19 protein-coding genes are annotated in these 17,653 nt (G+C 56.0%); 2 read left to right on the top strand and 17 right to left on the bottom strand.

Annotated features, from left to right (window positions below; genetic code table 11):
• Positions 1 to 68 precede the first annotated feature (68 nt).
• Positions 69 to 1,624, top strand: a protein-coding gene (locus tag DNH61_RS14770) for an IS3 family transposase (protein WP_111145361.1) whose coding sequence is annotated in 2 segments (ribosomal slippage) — positions 69 to 699 and positions 699 to 1,624 — 1,557 coding nt in all. Because the reading frame shifts where the segments join, the coding sequence is not laid out codon by codon here.
• 188 nt (positions 1,625 to 1,812) lie between these two features.
• Here the strand turns inward: DNH61_RS14770 and DNH61_RS14765 are convergent.
• The 17 genes from DNH61_RS14765 to DNH61_RS14685 all read right to left on the bottom strand — a co-directional run bounded on the left by DNH61_RS14765 (position 1,813) and on the right by DNH61_RS14685 (position 17,386).
• On the bottom strand, positions 1,813 to 2,805 hold the full coding sequence (locus DNH61_RS14765) for an NAD-dependent epimerase/dehydratase family protein (RefSeq protein ID WP_111147445.1): 993 nt from the start codon (positions 2,803 to 2,805) through the stop codon (positions 1,813 to 1,815).
• Positions 2,787 to 3,620 carry a dTDP-4-dehydrorhamnose reductase family protein gene (locus DNH61_RS14760; RefSeq protein WP_111147444.1) on the bottom strand — a complete coding sequence of 278 codons (834 nt, stop codon included), beginning with the start codon at positions 3,618 to 3,620 and terminating at the stop codon, positions 2,787 to 2,789. Before DNH61_RS14760 ends, DNH61_RS14765 begins: the two co-directional genes overlap by 19 nt.
• The gene (locus DNH61_RS14755) at positions 3,617 to 4,600 is read right to left on the bottom strand and encodes a polysaccharide biosynthesis protein (RefSeq protein WP_111147443.1); all 984 of its coding nucleotides are present in this window, start codon (positions 4,598 to 4,600) and stop codon (positions 3,617 to 3,619) included. Before DNH61_RS14755 ends, DNH61_RS14760 begins: the two co-directional genes overlap by 4 nt.
• On the bottom strand, positions 4,593 to 5,684 hold the full coding sequence (wecB, locus tag DNH61_RS14750) for a non-hydrolyzing UDP-N-acetylglucosamine 2-epimerase (protein ID WP_111147442.1): 1,092 nt from the start codon (positions 5,682 to 5,684) through the stop codon (positions 4,593 to 4,595). Before wecB ends, DNH61_RS14755 begins: the two co-directional genes overlap by 8 nt.
• Before the next feature lie 19 nt (positions 5,685 to 5,703).
• Positions 5,704 to 7,272: a glycosyltransferase family 4 protein gene (locus DNH61_RS14745; RefSeq protein ID WP_111147441.1), complete on the bottom strand. Its 1,569-nt coding sequence runs from the start codon at positions 7,270 to 7,272 to the stop codon at positions 5,704 to 5,706.
• Positions 7,273 to 7,438: 166 nt separating this feature from the next.
• Positions 7,439 to 8,635, bottom strand: coding sequence for a CgeB family protein (locus tag DNH61_RS14740; RefSeq protein WP_111147440.1), 1,197 nt, complete (start codon positions 8,633 to 8,635; stop codon positions 7,439 to 7,441).
• A 34-nt stretch (positions 8,636 to 8,669) separates the two neighbouring features.
• Positions 8,670 to 9,767 carry a CgeB family protein gene (locus tag DNH61_RS14735; RefSeq protein ID WP_111147439.1) on the bottom strand — a complete coding sequence of 366 codons (1,098 nt, stop codon included), beginning with the start codon at positions 9,765 to 9,767 and terminating at the stop codon, positions 8,670 to 8,672.
• 237 nt (positions 9,768 to 10,004) lie between these two features.
• Complete coding sequence (locus DNH61_RS14730) at positions 10,005 to 10,334, bottom strand: hypothetical protein (RefSeq protein WP_111147438.1); 330 nt, start codon at positions 10,332 to 10,334, stop codon at positions 10,005 to 10,007.
• Positions 10,335 to 10,337: 3 nt separating this feature from the next.
• The gene (locus DNH61_RS14725) at positions 10,338 to 10,652 is read right to left on the bottom strand and encodes a hypothetical protein (RefSeq protein ID WP_111147437.1); all 315 of its coding nucleotides are present in this window, start codon (positions 10,650 to 10,652) and stop codon (positions 10,338 to 10,340) included.
• A gap of 1 nt (position 10,653) precedes the next feature.
• A complete protein-coding gene (locus DNH61_RS14720) occupies positions 10,654 to 10,989 on the bottom strand; it encodes an alpha-helical endospore appendage domain-containing protein (protein WP_111147436.1) in 336 nt (111 codons plus the stop codon).
• Between the two features lie 21 nt (positions 10,990 to 11,010).
• A complete protein-coding gene (locus tag DNH61_RS14715; protein WP_111147435.1) occupies positions 11,011 to 11,298 on the bottom strand; it encodes a nucleoside-diphosphate sugar epimerase in 288 nt (95 codons plus the stop codon).
• A 156-nt stretch (positions 11,299 to 11,454) separates the two neighbouring features.
• Positions 11,455 to 12,825, bottom strand: coding sequence for a glycosyltransferase family 2 protein (locus DNH61_RS14710; protein WP_111147434.1), 1,371 nt, complete (start codon positions 12,823 to 12,825; stop codon positions 11,455 to 11,457).
• A 50-nt stretch (positions 12,826 to 12,875) separates the two neighbouring features.
• A complete protein-coding gene (locus DNH61_RS14705; protein WP_245948187.1) occupies positions 12,876 to 14,015 on the bottom strand; it encodes a GT-D fold domain-containing protein in 1,140 nt (379 codons plus the stop codon).
• Positions 14,012 to 14,737 carry a sugar phosphate nucleotidyltransferase gene (locus tag DNH61_RS14700; RefSeq protein ID WP_111147433.1) on the bottom strand — a complete coding sequence of 242 codons (726 nt, stop codon included), beginning with the start codon at positions 14,735 to 14,737 and terminating at the stop codon, positions 14,012 to 14,014. The genes DNH61_RS14705 and DNH61_RS14700 overlap by 4 nt, the downstream gene beginning before the upstream one ends.
• A gap of 44 nt (positions 14,738 to 14,781) precedes the next feature.
• Entirely contained in the window at positions 14,782 to 15,534 is a 753-nt protein-coding gene (locus tag DNH61_RS14695; RefSeq protein ID WP_111147432.1) for a glycosyltransferase family 2 protein, read from the bottom strand.
• Entirely contained in the window at positions 15,519 to 16,406 is an 888-nt protein-coding gene (locus tag DNH61_RS14690; protein WP_111147431.1) for a glycosyltransferase, read from the bottom strand. The genes DNH61_RS14695 and DNH61_RS14690 overlap by 16 nt, the downstream gene beginning before the upstream one ends.
• A complete protein-coding gene (locus tag DNH61_RS14685; protein WP_111147430.1) occupies positions 16,403 to 17,386 on the bottom strand; it encodes a glycosyltransferase family 2 protein in 984 nt (327 codons plus the stop codon). Before DNH61_RS14685 ends, DNH61_RS14690 begins: the two co-directional genes overlap by 4 nt.
• Before the next feature lie 46 nt (positions 17,387 to 17,432).
• Here DNH61_RS14685 and DNH61_RS14680 point away from each other — a divergent pair, with 46 nt between their 5' ends.
• The gene (locus DNH61_RS14680; RefSeq protein WP_111147429.1) at positions 17,433 to 17,627 is read left to right on the top strand and encodes a hypothetical protein; all 195 of its coding nucleotides are present in this window, start codon (positions 17,433 to 17,435) and stop codon (positions 17,625 to 17,627) included.
• Positions 17,628 to 17,653: the final 26 nt, after the last annotated feature.

Raw genomic sequence — 17,653 nt, 5'->3', positions numbered from 1 at the left:
TGATATGCTCCCCATACGGTAGACAGGTGAAAAATAAAAACCTGTTTACTGTATAGGGAGCATTTTTCATGCCTAGAAATAAACTGAACGCTTTAGAAAAATTGGCAATCCTTCAAGAGATCGAAGCTGGTCATATTGGAGTGAGGGCAACTGTTAAGAAGTATGGCATTGCCATGTCTACGCTTGCGAATTGGCAACGTCGTTATCGGTTGTATGGTACTGAGGGACTAGAGGTCCGTAAACACAACCGTAGTTATTCCGAAGAGCTGAAGCATCAAGCGGTTAAGGATTACTTGGAGGGGAAATTGTCACAGAACCAAGTCATCGATAAGTACGGGATCGCTTGTCGAGCGCTGCTCTTCAATTGGATTAAGAAGTATACTGGTCATAGCAGCTTAAAAGCCTGTACAGGGGGAACAACAGCTATGACCAAGGGACGTAAGACAACATGGCAAGAGAGGATCGACATCGTCCTATATTGCCTTGCGAATGGACAAGACTACACGAAGACAGCAATGCAATTCCAGGTTTCTTACCAGCAAGTATACGGATGGGTGAGAAAGTATGCAGAAGGCGGACAGGATGCTTTACAGGATGGTAGAGGGCGTGCCAAGGCGCCTGAAGAGTTAACGGAAGTCGATGAACAAAAGTACGCGATGAAGAAACTGGAGTACGAAATCGAGCGACTCCGGGCGGAGAATGCTTTCTTAAAAAAGTTACAGGAGTTCGAAAGGAGGTGTCCCTAAGCCAACATCGGCAAGAGAACATCTACCTTGCCATTCAAGCTGTCCAGCGCACAGAGTCAATGACCATACAGCTTTTATGCGGCGTTGCTGGGATTCCGAGGTCGAGCTATTACAAGTGGCTTAATCGAACACCTAGCTCACGTGAGCTGGAGAATAGAAAGCTGACAGAGATGATGATGTCCATGTACGAGAAAGTTGAGGGCACCTTTGGTTACCGGCAATTAACGTTACATATGCGCCGAGAATGGCAACATCCGATTAATCATAAGCGAGTGCAAAGACTGATGAGGATTAAGAGAATCCAGTCCGTCATCCGCAGAAAGAAAAAGAAGTATGAGCGTTCTACGCCGCAGCAGGTAGCTGAGAACGTGCTTAACCGCAAGTTCCAAGCGGAAGCGCCGAATGAAAAGTGGGTTACAGATGTCACGGAGTTTAAGTATGGCAATAGCCAGAAGGCTTATTTAAGTGCCATCCTCGATCTTCATGATAAATCGATTGTTTCTTATGTACTTGGTCACTCGAATAATAATCCTCTCGTCTTTCAAACGTTGGATTTGGCTTTACAGGCAGCCCCTAATAGCAAGCCTTTAATTCATAGCGACCGTGGCTACCAGTACACGTCACTGAGGTTCAAAGAAATGCTGGACAAGGCTAATATGACGCAGAGTATGTCCCGAGTGGGCCGTTGCATTGATAACGGTCCGATGGAGTCTTTCTGGGGAACCCTAAAATGTGAGAAGTATTATTTGCATACCTACCGCACATATGAGGAACTAAAGAAGGATATCGATGACTACATTCACTTTTACAATAATGAACGGTTACAGGCAAAACTAAACGGCCTCAGCCCCATAGAATTCAGGACGAAGGCCGTTTAACTAACTTTTATTTTTTGTACTGTCTACTTGACGGGGTGCAGTTCAATCTTATTCCTGTGACGCCATTCTCTGTTTCACTACGACCATTCCCTGTTAAAACGGAGTTTCGGCCGCAGAACGCTAACGAACCTCGCACACGTTATTAGCCGCCAAAAGGCGCTTTTGGATCTGTGACTTCACTAATCATCTCACCCTGCTTCATCCTGGGCCTTCCGGTACGCCAGCATATCCGATAAGGACTGGTCGAATGAAACCGCAGGCTCCCAGCCGAGCTGCTTAAGGGCCGAGCAGTCAACCGGCTCCGGGGAAGCCGCAGTTGAGCTTCCAACCTCCCACTGGATGGCGGAGCCAGTCAACCGGTCATATGAGTCAGCTATTTCGCCGAGTGAACGGAAGACACCCGAAGCAACAGGGTAACAGACACCCGGCCCCCCTGCTTCAAGCAAAGCTCCGTACGCAGCGACTGCATCCCGGACATCGAGATAGTCACGGCGCTCGGTGCGGGAGCTGAGCCGGAACGGCGGCATTGGTCCGGCTTGAATCTCGCCGCGCTCCTGGTGCTTCATTGCCCGAACCGCATGCTCCGTGATCAAGGCACAGATTCCAGTCGACGGACCCGGGCCGATCAGGTTGGACGGCTCAGCGACCATAACATCCATGCCGTACAGGGCATGCCAGCTAAGAGCGGCGCTCACCTGCATTGTTTTACTGAGCCCGTAAGGATGAGGCGGCCTCGGCGCCGCATTACCCTCGGGCCAGTGGTAACGGATCATAGATCCTGCCACCAGTACCCTGCAGGGCCTTGCGAGGGCACGTATGGCCTCCAGCAGGTACACCGTACCCATCATATTCGTCTCCAGCCATTCAGCCGGCTTCTCCCACGAAGGTTTTACCGCGTTCCGGCCGGCCAGATGCAGGACCGCATCCGGCTCCACCGCCTGGGCCAGACGGCAGAGCGCAGAAGAATCGGTGAGGCTGCAGGCGGCAGGCTTGACACCCGGAAGAGACAAGTGAGGCAGGCTGCTCACGCGGTCTGATGTCTCCGGTCTGACCACCGCAGCAATCTCATAGCCGAGCTTAGAGAAATACCGGCATGCATGCATGCCGGTGAATCCTGCTGCGCCGGTTATCAGCAGCCTCTGGCCGGAAACGCGGGAACTCCCTAGTTTTCCTCCATCCATGCCGCCAGCTCCTCCAGCATTGTTCGATATTCGGGCACCTGATAATTCCAATCCGGTCTTGTCGATTTCAAGGTGCGGTCGAGGCGTATCGCATCATCCGGCTCAATAGCGATATCGCTCCGGTTCCAGACTCTCTGGAACAGCTGCAGCAGCTCCAGCTTGCTTACCGGCTCAGGTGCCGCAAGATGTACAAGCCCCCCAGCTTCAGGCTGCTCGATTGCATAGTGCACCGCTTTGGCCAGCTCCAGTGTCGTGACACCGTTCCACATTACACGCTCATACCCTTTAATCGTTCCCTGCTGCTTCAGGAACCACTGGAGCAGTCCAATCCCGTTATCCCTTATCTCCGGCCCTATAATGGAGGTTCGGATCGTCAAATGCCGCGGGTCCCAAACCTCACCAATCGCTTTGGTAACCGCGTAGACAGATACGCCGTCCGGCCGCTGGTCTTCGGTATACCCGCCATCATACCCGGAAAATACGCAATCCGAGCTGATATGAATAAGCCTTGCGCCTGCCTCATTAGCTGCATAACGCAGCCAATGGGGCAGCAGGCCGTTCACGAGGTAAGCATCGGCAGGCTTCTTCTCGGCATATTGATTGAGAACGCCTGCCGCATTCACGATGTAATGCGGACTCGTATCGCATACGGCACGCAGCACCTCGTTCATATCCGTTGCTTCCAGAAGGATTTCTCCTTCTTCACCCTTCGGGTCGCGAACCGTGCTGAATACCTGGGCGCCCGTCACCCGGCGAAAATAACGGACCAGCATATGGCCGGCCATCCCTCGGCCGCCGATGACGAGCATTCTCATGACAAGAACCCCCCGCTCATCAGCATCGCCTTGATCTCATCCTTCGTCATCAGCGAATCCGCAGAGCTGTAGCTGTCGAATTTGACCTGCGGACAATTCTGGTAACGCTCGCGAAGGCCTGGAATATCTAGAGTTGGCAGGATGACCAGATAGTTGTTGTCATAGACGACGGTCGTCTGGCTTTCATAGTCCGTCAGCAGAATTTCATGGATTTTCTCGCCTGGGCGAATACCGGTTTCCACCATCTGAACCTTCCGGCCCAGTGATTCCATCAGCACCTCAGCAAGATCGGATATTTTGCAGGTTGGCATGGCCATGACGAAGATTTCTCCCCCGGCACTCTCCTCCGACGCCTTGAACAGCAGCCGGATGGCATCCTCCAGTGTAAGGAAGAACCGTGTCATGCGCATATCGGTTATGCGAACCTCCTGCTTCTCGCGGATTTGGTCCATGAACAGGTGGATGACGCTGCCGTTCGTGCCCAGCACGTTCCCGCCACGTACACACACAAACTTGGTCGAGGTCTTCAGCAGGTTGGCATAGACGATCAGCTTCTCGCCGATTGCCTTCGTCATGCCATAGAAGTTGGAAGGATTCGCGGCTTTATCCGTCGAGATATAGATTACGCGCTTCACCTTGCCTGCTATGGCTGCCTCAATTACATTCTGGGTGCCGATTACATTCGTCTTGAGCGCTTCATACGGCTGATCCTCACACACCGGAACATGCTTGAGAGCAGCCAGGTGGAACACGTAGTCAACTCCCTCACAGGCCTTCATCATCGCTTCCCGGTCACGGATATCCCCGATACAGAAGCTCAGACGCGCATCTTCGAAGGTACGACTCATTGCAACCTGGCTGGACTCATTGCGTGAGAATACGATAATTTCCTTGGGATTCTGCGGAAGCAGCTGACGGATCAGCTCATACCCCCATGATCCTGTCCCGCCGGTTACTAAGATACGCTGATTATTAAACATTCCATTTCCCTCCAAGCAAAAATTTTACCACCTTATCCGAAACATCCGGTGTGTCGTAGCCTTCAGGCAGCTTCCAGCCGCCGGCCAATGCTGTCATTACGGCAGCAGCACCCTCGATCCGGTCCGGCTGCAGTCCGCATACGACATTGCTGCCGCAGTCTACAGTCTCCGGCCGTTCTGTGGTCTGTCTGATTGTCACAGTCGGCACCTGGAACAAGCAGCACTCCTCCTGTACAGTACCGCTGTCGGTGATGGCTAAGCAGGCATGCTTCTCCAGCAGGACAAAGTCAAAGAAGCCAAACGGCTCATGAAACTCCACCAGACTGTGCATCGGCTTCTGGATATTCTGGATAAGCCGGGATCGTGTACGAGGGTGAACGCTGCAGATCAAACGCCTGCCCAGCCGTTCGGCTGTCCGGTTCAGCCCTTCCAGAATACCGGCCAGCCGATGAGGATCGTCGACATTTTCCGCCCGGTGCGCCGTTACCACTCCGTACTCGCCTGGCTTGAGCGCCAGTCTCTCCAATACATCACTGGCTTCAATGGAAGCTGTGTAGTGCTTGATGACTTCATAGATCGGGTTGCCGGTCTTCACAATCCGCTGGGCGGGGAAGCCCTCGCGCAGCAGATTCTCCTTGCTGTATGACGTGTAAGGCATGTTAATGGTTGATACCGCATCAATGACTTTGCGGTTCTTCTCCTCCGGGACCGCCAGATCATAGCAGCGGTTGCCCGCTTCCATATGAACCACGGGAATACCCATTCGTTCGGCGAGAACGGCGCACAGCGCACTGTTGGTATCGCCGAGCACCAGCACAACATCTGGCTTCTCCTGCTCAAGAACCTGCTCCGTCTGCTCGAACATGGCGGACAGCTGCTTGCCAAGCGATTGTCCCGGCAGCTTGAATGTATAATCGGGCTTGCGCAGCTGAAGCTGGCGGAAGAAGATGTCGCTTAATGAGGGCGAGAAGTTCTGCCCCGTAAATATCAGTACATGCTTATCCGCGAGCTGATCCAGCTTGCGGACGATCAGGCTGAGCCGGATAATTTCCGGTCTAGTACCCAATATGGTTGCGACGCGCATTACATGTTCACCTGTCCTTTCATCTGCCTGCCCGGGCCTTTCCCTTAGCCCTGCTCCGCTGACGGCTTGATGTACGCCGAACACGGCGGCCAGCTGTCTTCTTCGGTTTGCCTCGTTTTGCACGGAGCGCGTTCCGGGTATGACTCCGGCCGCTGGCCGCCCGATTCTTGCGCAGCTTCCTCAACCGTCTGACCTTCCTGCGCCGCTTCCTGCCAGCCGGAACAGCGCCAATCGGTTCCCCATGCGGCAGGGCACGCACTAATGCGTCCGGTACCTGCCTGACCTGCTCAAAGCTGTAGCCCTCCTGCCGGAAAGCCTCCTCGCTGGCAAAAGGCCTGAGCACCGTGCCTTCCCGGATATAGATGGCGGGCCCGCTGCCTTTCATTGGTATATGCTGCGCAGGATTCACCGCCTGCAGGGCGGCCAGAAACTGATGCAGCCGCTCCCGGTAGCCTTCAATGCCGAACGCACTGGCCGCAGCCCCGCTGCTGCGCTCGCCAATGCTGCTCCTCAGTCCCGCGTTCGCTGTCAGCTGGTTAATCCGTTCTGCAAGAGCAGCGGCATCGCCCGTTGGCACGGCGAGAGCTTCGTTGCCGGTCGCACGGTGAATTTCCTCAAGCCCGCCCGAAGCATAGGACACAACCGGCTTACCGAAGACCATGCCTTCCAGCGCCGTCATGCCGAACCCTTCTGCAGTCAGGCTTGGAATGACGACGATATCCATGGCCGGATAGATCCTTTCAATCCTCTCCTCAAACCGGATCAGCCGGATCTGGTCCATGATCCCGTTGTTCTTGGCGGCATCCAGGCAGCTTCCAAAGTAGCCTTCATCGACCGGATTGCCGACAATCAGAAACTGTGCATGCTGGTGCTGCCGGGCAATCTGTATCGCAGCCTCCATAAAATGATGAAGTCCTTTACTCTCATAGATGGCTGATGCAATATAGCCGATGAGCACATGGTGATGGTCCAGCCCCAGCTGTCTTCGCACGCTGGCCCGGTTGACTGTCCAGCTCTCAGGAGCAAGATCAGCTGTTTGCCAGGAAGGCGGCAGAGCTGTGCATTGGTCTGCAAGCCCGGCGTTCAGGAATGGTCTTAGCGTTGAAGCTGAAATACCGATGATTCTGTCAGCGTGCCGCCCCATCCATGCGGCTGCAGCTGTTGTATACTCCGTCTCACGCATCGTCTCCATGATGGCCCATACTGTCGGGATGCCGAGCGACTTGGCAGCAACTGCCGGCAGCGGATGAACAGCCGTGCTGACGAGCACGGCATCCGGCTGCGACCGCATCAGCAGCTCCGTCAGCATTTTCCATTCATTGCCTTCCATAGCCTTCTGAATCTCAGCCTCAAAATCCGGCTGACCGAGATACAGCGATACAACAAGCGGCACAGGCACAACGGAGACCTTTACCCCCATCTCCCTGGCAGCCCCCGCAATCATTCCCTCCCCGGGAACAACCAGTGTGCAGTCGTAGCTTGAAAGCAGCTCGCGGATCATGAACAGCAGCAGCTTCTCGGCTCCAGTCACATAATCGGGACTGCAGAGATGGGAAAATACAAGCATCCTTGGTTTTGTATTATGCATGGCACCATACCCGGTGCTTCACTGCCGCGGGTACGGGTCACCTCCTTTGTGACGGGTAGTACACTATATTAACGGGACAGACCAACTGGCACGACATTTGACCCCTTGTCATTCGTACAAATTCACCGGGTTAAGGGGAGACCGGCTGTACCCGAGACATCTGGCGCTATCCGAACAAGGTAAGCAGCATGGAGTGGAGCCGGTGCAGGTAGGTGTGTTCTTTCATCGTCCGGTACAGCCCCCGCATGGCGACAGTCTGCCGTTCTTCCTCATGGGCAAGATAATAGTCGATCTTGGCAATCAGCTCTTGAGGCGTCCCATAGGTCGCCACCTCAACACCCGGTGTATAATAGCGCGCAAGATCGGACCGCTCATCCGTCAGCTGCAGTGTTCCACAGCCGGCTATTTCGAAGGTGCGCGGATTAGGTGTTGCCGCCCCGATCCCCGCACTGTTGAAATTGAAGGTTGAATCATCCGGCGAACGGTGCATATTGATGACAATCTTGGCGCCGCTGTATGTCTCAGAGGTCTGCAAAGGCTCCATCCACCTCCCAAGCTCGATCTTGGATGACAAAATCGGGTAGGTCTGGAGCCGGTCCCACCAAATGCCCGTGATGCGGACGTCTCTTTGGGCCAGCTCTTCCGCCACCTGGTCGAAGAATGCGACCCGGTTCCAGTAGGCTGAGCCTACGAAGCAAACCTCCCTGCGGTTATCCGCAGCCGTGTTACGCGGCCTGAAATGTGCCGGAAAAGCGGCGAGAGGAAGATGGTACACACGCTCGCATCCTAGCGAACGGTAATAATCAACACAGGTGCTCTCCAAGGTAAAGACATCATCATAGTGGGCAGCAAGCAGTGATGTTTTGTCCGTATAATACGGATCATCCGTAAACCACACGGCTGTACGGATTCCCTCGCTTCGTATCTGGTCCACCTGAGTGGTGTCAAAGTCGAGGGCATCCAGAAACAGCACCAGATCGGGGCGGAGGCTTAGGGCCGTCTGTGCAACATTCTCCCCTGGAGCCATGATAGTCACCTCGCCAACCAGCTGCCGCAGGGAAACGGAAACTGCCTCATCCAGCGGCGAGTATGGATATCCCTTGCCCGTGGTGACATAGAGCACATGAAGCGGCCGCACGGGAAACGGCTGCTCGGCATGGCGAATCACATGCTCACACTGTCCGAGCCAATATCCGTCCCGGTAACCGCTTGGATAGCCGTCCTGTCTGCCTCTCTCGTATTCTCTGTCTGCGGCCGTCTGCCGGCTGGCACGGCCCCGGGCAGCCGATCTGGAACGAACTGACCCGGCAGTGTTGGCCCCGGCAGTTCTGACAGTTCTCTGCAATCTTCTCTTGCGCTGCATATGAAGCACCTCTCCTTTCCTGTACAGACCGGATCTAGATAAATGACAAGAGCCGATCCACTCTATTGGTGTAATTGTGATCTCTCAACGTTCGCAGCAGGCCGCGAACCGCAATTTGGCTGCGCTCTTCCTCGTGCTTCAGGTAATTGCGGATTTTTGCCGTTAGCTCCGCTGGGCTGCTGAACGTTTCAATCTCCAGTCCCGGCTTATAGTAGCTGCTCAGATCCTCTCTCTTGTCCGTCAACTGAAAGGCACCGCAAGCGCTGATCTCAAAGGTTCTGGGGTTAATGGAGCGCCCTGGGAGATTATAGGTGTTCCGGTTGTCCTTGCCCGGCTCAACCGTCCTGTGCAGGTTGATGACGATCTTCGCTCCGTTATAATAACGGACTGAATCCTCCACAGGCAGCCATCCCGAACGGATCGAGGGGGCCAGGCGGCTATAATGGTTTAACCGGTCCCATAGACCGCCCGCAATAAAGACTCGGCGGCCGCTCAGTTCACCGGCAATTTCGTCGAACATCCGAATCCGGTTCCAGAAGCCTTGGCCGATAAAACAGACATCACTCCAATATTCCGAGCTGACCGCAAGGGGCTTGAAGAGCTCCGAATATGCGGCGAAGGGCAGATAATGAACCTCGGCACACCCCAGATTGCGGTAAAAGGGCACCGTACTCAGCTCATGAGTAAATACAACGTCATATCTGGGGGCGATTGAGGCCGTATACTCCGACACATAAGGATCGTCGGCAAACCAGATCGCTGTCTTGATGCCCATAGCCCGGACCGCATCGACCTGCTCCAGATGATCCTCGGGAAACACATGAAGGCCATTGAGCACCAGCATGAGATCCGGCCGGATGGCGGAGGCCATTTCCCGCATAGTTTCAGCCTTGCCGACCTTCACCTCTGACGCACACTCGCGGAGCGCTGCGGCAACCCCTGTGTCAATGGCATCAAAGCCTTGCGGAATATAGAGAATGCGAAGCGAACGTCTGGGGGGCCGGCTTGCGTACGCAGCGGACGCAGCAGCCGCGGCCTGGCAGGCGCCGTCACGCCAGCCGCGCATGAAGCCTTCCCGCCTCCCGTCCGTGCGGCCTGCGGCAGCAGACCGTTTCCCGCTATCTTTCTTCATCAACGAAACACCGCCTTGTCGGGTACTTACACCCTAAATATATGTCGCCCCCGCCAATCACACATGGACACTTGTCAGCCCATGCTCAAAAAAGGCAGAATGCCACCCGGCAAATACCCTGCACGACACTTGTCCGAGAGCGCCAAACAAAAAAACAGGCAGCCCCTGCCTATTGGCGGTGCTGCCTGTTCCGCTGGTCCAAACCTTACTTCCTTACGCATTCTCTATAGGACCCTGCTAAATCTGATGCTCATAAGCGATTTGATGCCCGTCCTCGAAGCCCTTGGCGAACCCTGCATTATAACCCTCGTTATAGGCCTGATTGTAGCCTTCACTGTAGGTACGCGTATTCGCGGTCTTGCGGACTCTTCGTTTCACAGCCGAGGCCGGCTTATTCCGCTTGACGGCCCTTTTGCGCCCAGCCCGCCCGTCCTGCTTCCTGCGGCGCTTGGGCCGGCCGGCTGCCGGCTGCTTGCTTTTCTTCACGCTTCGTTTCAACAGCGGACTGCGCCGTACGGCCGTGCTGCGCGTCCGCCGCTTGCGTGAGGACTGCCCTGCTTTCTTCACCTGCTATTCCTCCCCGTGTTCTCCAATTCGGTCTCTGCGTCCCGGCGGACGCTCCCCGACTGGCAGGCTTATCCATGGCGGAGCAGGCTTACCCTTGCGCCTTCGCCCTGGAAAGGAGCCTGTTATGGAATCTGCCATCCGCTCCTGCAGTCCGGTCAGCAGCCGGATGTTCTCGCCAATGGAACGGGCAAGCTGCGGAGAGACATCCGTCAGGTCTGCAATATTTTGCAGGATAACGGCCATCGCATGCTGGCTCTTGGCCACGGAGGCAATCAGCTCAAGCTTCACCTCATGTTCACGGCTGCTGTGGCGGACCATTTTACTGGTCTCCCATATCAAAGTTGCCGCTGAACATGCCTCCCATGCCATCTTCTGAGCTTCCGCCTTCCCCTCCGACAACCGCCTTAAGCACGCCGTTCATTCCTTGGCCGAGCTTATTCAGCCCCTCAATCATTTCGATGACCTGATCATGAACCTGCATCGTTTCCTTTAGCAGGTCCTGCTGGACGGTAAAGGCGTCTGAGGTCAGATGATTCACCATCCAGTTGCGGATCTTCTCCGCTTCTGTTGCCTTCGCCTCCAAGATCATGGCCACGTTCCACTGCATATTCGCCGATGCGTCCAGCATGCGCATATAGGCCTGTTCCCGGTTCATATCCTCATGCCCCTTCCATGCTTACTCCTCGTCAGTGCCTTCCATTTCCTTCATAATCGATGACAGATGATCAGCCAGCGTTTCCTGAAGATCTGCCAGACCGTTCAGATATGCCACCACGCTCTTGCATACGGTCGCCGAGCTCTCCAGCAGGCCATCAAATCCGCCAAAGTCCGGATGGGTATCCGGCAGTGAGTTAACGACCTGCGCCACTCGTACGGCTACATGCCGTTCCGCCTCCAGAACTCTCGCCATCTGCTGCTGGGAAACGGACAGATGCCCGATTACTTCATTGACTAGCTGCTGCACAGTTCACATTCCTTCCGTTTTTATATACAGCATATGCGGACTGTGCGCACATGCTACTTCACCCGATATTGCTTCCGGAGCACAAAAGAGGCTTACCCATGCCTGATTGAGTGCAGGGCAAGCCTCTTCTCAGAACCTGGCAGCAAGCTGCGCCTGCTACAGCCGCTGAACAACCCGTATAGGCGCGATAACCGGCAGACCTTCGGGCAGTGACATCAGGGTTTCCGGGGGAAAAACCGCCTGCGGCTTATCCAGCAAGCCCCATGCCTGAGCAGCATGAAGACTTGCCACCCTGCGGCGTATGCCTGACTCGACATAATACAGGGTCCCGTCCGGTGCAGAGGCAAGCGCACTTGTTCCTGTCAGCGGCTCGGCCGGGACCAGCCGCCAGGTGCTCTCTGCTTCGACAGCTGCTACCTGCGCTCCAACCGGCCAGCGTTTAAGCTCCAATTGGGAGAGGTGGATGACCGGGACTTGAACCGTGCCGGCAACCGGATGCCGCTGCCCCTCCGAGATCCAGTAAACTGTATCTCCAAGCCCTTTTACAAATACGAATGAGGGGTAGAAGCCGGTCTCCCCGTTCGGCGGCCAGCCTGCCGATGCATCTCCCATGCGAAGAGCCGCTTCCCTGGCTTCATAGACCAAGGCATGCGGGTTGCCCCATTTAGCCATGAAGTAGCGTTCATTCTCGTTATTTACCGCCATGAACTGATCGCCAAGCGCCTTCATGCTGATACTGCCGTAATGATGAATGAAGGTATCCCGTGCAAGGGCCAGCTCAAACCCCTGAAGCCTGACCCGTATGTTGTAATCGTCGTCTTCATAGTTGCCTACCACATAGCCCTCGTCAAAATATCCCGTACGCTCCAGCAGCTCCCGCCGGAAGAGCAGACAGAAGCCGGTGATCCGGTCCGTCCGCTGCCACTTGGCGGGATCGCACTGATTGAAGGCTTCGGCAAAAGGAAGCATGTCGTCGACCGACTCATACGGCACATCAATTCGCTGTTCACCGCTGATGTAGTTCGTCACGGGGCCAACCATGCCGATCCGGCTGTCGCTGTTCAGGCACTGCAGCATATTGTCCAGCCAGCGGGGCGTCACAAGCGTATCATTGTTCAGCAGCAGGATCGTGCTGCCTTTCGCCATCATTAACCCTTGATTAACCGCCCCTGCAAAACCGTGATTCTGCTCCAGGACACGGTACCTGATCTGGCCGCTGATGCTCTGCAGATACTCAGCTGTTCCATCAGTAGACGCATTGTCAATAACAATGATCTCGTAAGGCAGATCGGTATGCCTTGCAATGCTTTCGATACATAGCTTCAAGTAATCTCTCTTGTTGTAAGTCGGAATAATAATGCTTGTGCCATCGAACAAGGTGTCGAAGCTTTCTCTCCCGGCCGTGACTCCCTGTTTGTAGCCCTGCTGGTAACCTTCCTTATACACGCTGGCAACCGTCACGCGCCTGGCTGCGGAGCGGCGCCGCCGTGAACGCCTGCGGGGGCGTTGCCGGGTCACACCTGCCATAATTGTTCATCTCCCATCCCTATATGCGCTTTCGTAAATGAAGGTTCCTATCACGCTTCAACCTGTGCGGCGACCTGATCCGCTGCGTGGCCGAAGTCCAGGGCGACCTTGCCCTGCTCTGCGGCCAGACGCTGCGCTATGACAACTGCCGGTATCCCGGCGGATACAAGCGCCAGATCGCAGTCGACTCCGGATGCTTCCTGAATAGCCCGGTCTATATCCGGAAAACCGGCGACCGGTGCAATAATCCCCGCGATCTGAACACCATTCTGCTCCAGCCTGCGGGCAAATGCTGGCGCTGTATTGCCGATTACCAGCACTCGTCTACCCTCCAGAAGCCTGCTTAACCAGCCCTCCTGCAGCAGACTGTAATTAATGGTTGATGTCGTTAATCCCAGTCCATGCAGGCTTATGCCATGCTGCTGAATGACCTGGAACAAGAGCGGCTGGAAATGGGCTCTGCGCGACACGGGAACACCCGTAATATCCGCTTGTCTGACTGCTTCCGCAAGCCGCTCCCGTGCCCCGAAGTCGGGGACCTTAACACCGGCATTGCTTAAAAAGGGAGCCTTACGGCTTATCTCCTCCGGTTCGTAGACAAGCCCCTGTGCCAGGGCAAGCAGCTCGCCGTCTCCCAGCCTTACGACCGATAGCGGACTGCGTTCCCGGATGGAAGCTTCCAGCCGCTCGAATACCTCCTGCGTTCCCAGCAGCGGCAGCAGCTGCGGGGCCAGCTGTTGAATACCCGCTGATACAACATCACGCAGTGACAAGGCGGGGAGCATCATACCGGGAGGCATAAGGTCCTCCACCAGCTTCTCTCCCGCTTCATATCTCGCCATCTCAAGCGCTGCTTCACTAGCCTCATGAATCGTACCGCGCTCTTCCTCCGTGTTCCCTTCGCGGGCAGCCGGCTCGGAAGGCTCTGCTGTGGATGCCGCCGGTGCCAATACTGGCGCTTGCGCTTCCCCGTACTTCCCGGTTTTCTTCCGCCTCCGCCTTCTCAGCACAGCTCCCGCCCTTGCCCCGATTCCGTTCCCGTCACGTTTCTTCCCGCTTCGCTGCTTCTGCCGCTTTCCCCGCTTGCTAAGGGAAGCTGCTCTGCCTGACACCCTTCTTCTCCGCTTGCGGCGAGGCCTCCATACAGCAGCCGCCGCCGGACGGATAGCCGGCATGGCGGCCCCCGTCATCCTCTGGCTCCCCGCATTCTGGCGGATGCTTCGTACAACGAATCAAAGGTCCCCGCATCCGTCCACCAGCCCTCCAGCTTTCGGCTGCTCAGCTTGCCGTCGGCCGCATAGGCATTGTTTACGTCCGTAATCTCCAGTTCACCTCTGGCGGACGGTTCAATGGCTCTGACTCTGTCGAATACAGAAGCATCATACATGTAAATTCCAGTAACGCAGAAGCTCGATGAAGGATTCTCCGGCTTCTCCTCAATTCGCTCGATGCGGCTTCCATCACCTGTAAACACCGGCACACCATAGCGTTCGGGATCATGCACTTCCTTCAGCAGCACCATCGCGCCATCCTTCTGCTGCCGGAATGCCTCAATATGCGGCTTAAGGGGATCCTCGAACAGATTGTCGCCAAGCAGAACGATAAACTTATCATCCAGACCAACAAAGCCTTCAGCCAGCGCCAATGCTTCCGCAATGCCTCCGGCCTGCTCCTGAACCTTATAAGTTAAAGCAACACCCTCGCTATCCCCGCTGCCCAGATAGGCTGTAAACATGCCCGCTGCCGACCTGCTCGTTATAATGAGGATATCCGTAACGCCTGCTTGCCTCAGCTTATTGACCGCATGACTGATCATGGGCTGCTCCCCCACAGGAAGCAGGTGTTTATTGATCAGGTTGGTAAGCGGACGAAGCCTGGACCCGGTACCACCTGCCAGTATGACTGCTCTCACTCCATGTTCCTCCTTCACCCACCGAGTATAATGAAGCACACCTCTTACATGAACTGCGCCGGATCAGTGTTCCATTTTTCAATAAACAGCTTTCTGTTGCGTTCCAGGAGTGCCTGGAGCTCCTGCCGGTCTGTGCGGTTGAAGCTGGCACTGCCCGTATGATGAACGAGCGTATCCCTGCACATCAGCATCCTGCAGCCAAGTCCATGTACGCGCCTGCAGTAATCGTCATCTTCATAGTGTCCTGGAGCAAATTGTTCATCGAGTCTGCCGGCACGTTCATATACCTCACGCTTAATCACCATACAGAATCCGACCAGCCGCTGGACTTCCTCCCACTTGCCAGGGTCCGACTGATTTACCTCCCCGGCAATTCGTTGGAATTCGTCCATATCCGCAAAAGGATAGTCTACCTGCTGGCGTCCGCTTGCGTAATTGGTAACAGGACCGGCCATGCCGATATCGCTGCCGCTGTGAAGTGCGGTTAGCAGATTCTGAAGCCACCTTGGCGTCGCTGTCACGTCGTTATTAAGCAGCAGCAGATTGCGCCCGGAAGCAAGCCGCAAACCGGCATTGCATGCCTTTGGATAGCCATGCGAGGCCGGAAGCCGAACGAAGGGAACCTGTTCCGCCGCGCACCACGCCGCCGTGCCGTCCGTAGACCCGTCATCCACCGCAATGATTTCATAGGGCGTTACGGACTCGTCGGTATACCTGCGGATGGAGGCTACGCAGTCCTGCAGCAGCTGCAGCCCGTTATGGCCTGGTATGATAATACTCGTCAGCCCGTGCCCCATGGTCTGTCACCCCCTGCTGCCTCGCGCCTGCGTACAAGATCCGGCAATCCGAGCCGCGGACCTTCCTGCTCCATAGCATTACTGAGCGCTTCCATGTGGTCCCCCATAATAAGCCTCGCCACATCATTCCCTCTTCCCGTATTGGTCCTCCGAACCCGGTTGCGGGTTATCACGTCCACACTATAGCAGGCCGTCACCTTCAGCCCCGCAAGAATCGCTGCAGCCTGCGCTGCCGGTGGTACGGCCAGCCGGCCGGTGCCTATCGTCTCCAGCGCTTTGCGTGACAAGGCATGAGGAACCGATGTCAGCGAATTGGCTCTTAAGCTGCGGCGGCCAAGTGCGGTATTAACGAATGCCTTGATCACCGAAACATCATCCCACCTGTCAAACCTGCCGAGGTAAGGCATGATATCATTCAGCGCCACATCCGCCCCCTTGCTGACGGCTGTCAGGAAAGGCATGAGTTCAGATGCGGGCACTGGCAGATCGCCATCCACGAACAGCACGATATCGGCATCGGTCATTCCTGCGCCGACCGCCCGGCCGACATCATGGCCCAAAGGTTCAGGCATGTGAACAATTGTAATTCCCGGCACATCCAGCGCCGCAGCAAGACTGCCGTCTGTCGTACCGTTAATAACCGTGATGATGTCGCAAAGCGGAAGTTTTCGCAGCTCTTGAAGCACCCTGCCTATCGTCTGTTCTTCATTTTGTACCGAAACAACCGCTGCCGCGGACTGATGCTCTGGCAGTACGTAAGCGGTACCGGCAGCCCTTCTTCGTCCCGTCCGGCTGCTGCGTGCCCTGCCCCGTCCCCCGGCTTTACGTTTCTTCCTGCCGAGGTATCCTGCAGCATGCCTCCTCTTCATCATCTCACCTCACAATGCTGCCGTTTGCGCAGCAAATCCGTACAGCCGCCCCGCCGGCCCCGCTGTCCAATCAGCCATGCCGCTGCCTCCAGATGATCGCCGGTAACCAGCCGTTCAAGCGGGCTGCGGCGTTCCCTTGATTGGCGTTTACGGTTGCGAATGCCGACTGGTACCCGGTCAACCAGCCGGATATCCAGTTCAGCACTTGCCGCCTTAGCCTGAGCGAGCGGCGGAACGGCGAGTGCTTCTGTCCCAATAACCGTCATTGCCCTTCGGCTGATAGCGTGAGGCACAGCAGTCAAGGATGCTCCGCCAAGCTCAGGGAGCCCCAGCATCGCATTGAGCGCATGCTTGGCGAGTACGACGTTATGCACCTGCCTGCGCCGCCGGGGTCCATGGTAATTATTCAGGGCAACATCCGCCTTCTGTTCGAGGACAGCCCGGACATAAGGCCGCAGCTCTCCGGCAGTGATAACAAAATCACCGTCAATGAACAGGAGCACCTTCCCGCCTGCCGACATTGCTCCGATGCTTCGGCCTACATCATGCCCGAGCGCGTGGTCGTATTCGAGCACAACTGCTCCAGCTCTGCGGGCTGCTTCTGCTGATCCGTCCGTCGAGCCGTTCACAACGACGATCACCTCGGTTGACGGATGCACCTTCCTTGCTTCCTTGATAACTGCCGCTATTGTTCTTCTTTCATTCATAACCGGAATGATTACCGACACGACCGGCGGTGAACCTGCCCCTTCAGGCGGCCCGGAGTATGACTCCTCATCCGCGACAGGACTGGACTGCATGTTCTCTTTCCAGGCAGTTGACTGCTTACTATCCGTCTTGCCTGGCTTACCCTTCCTGTTGACTCTTATCCTTCTCTGTGCGGCACGCGGCTTCCGCCTGGCCTGGACCAGCCTGCGCCCCTTGCGGGCTCCGGCCCGTCCTCGCCCCCGGCTGCCGGCTGCCTTTCGCCGAACCGGCTTCATGCCCTCACCTCCCTAACGCAACTCTGCTGCGTAAGCGGCCGGCTGCATGGGCAAGCGGCAGGGATATCCGGTAACCACCGCTTTCGCCGGCCTTTTCCATCTCATTGTATGTACGGGAGACAGGTGCGGTATCGGCACCTGTACGGTTGGAACCAGACAAAAGCCGTTTTTTCTGCCTGCTGCTTACGATACGGCACTGCTGCTGGAGGTAACACGGCATAAGAACGGAGCTGTTATGTGAGATTCGTAAGACGTGCAGCATCGCAG

Origin of the sequence: Paenibacillus sambharensis, from assembly GCF_003233845.1 — a bacterium.
GTDB lineage: Bacteria > Bacillota > Bacilli > Paenibacillales > Paenibacillaceae > Paenibacillus_I > Paenibacillus_I sambharensis.
Note: the sequence above shows the minus strand (reverse complement) of the source record. Positions and strands in the feature narration are given on the sequence as shown.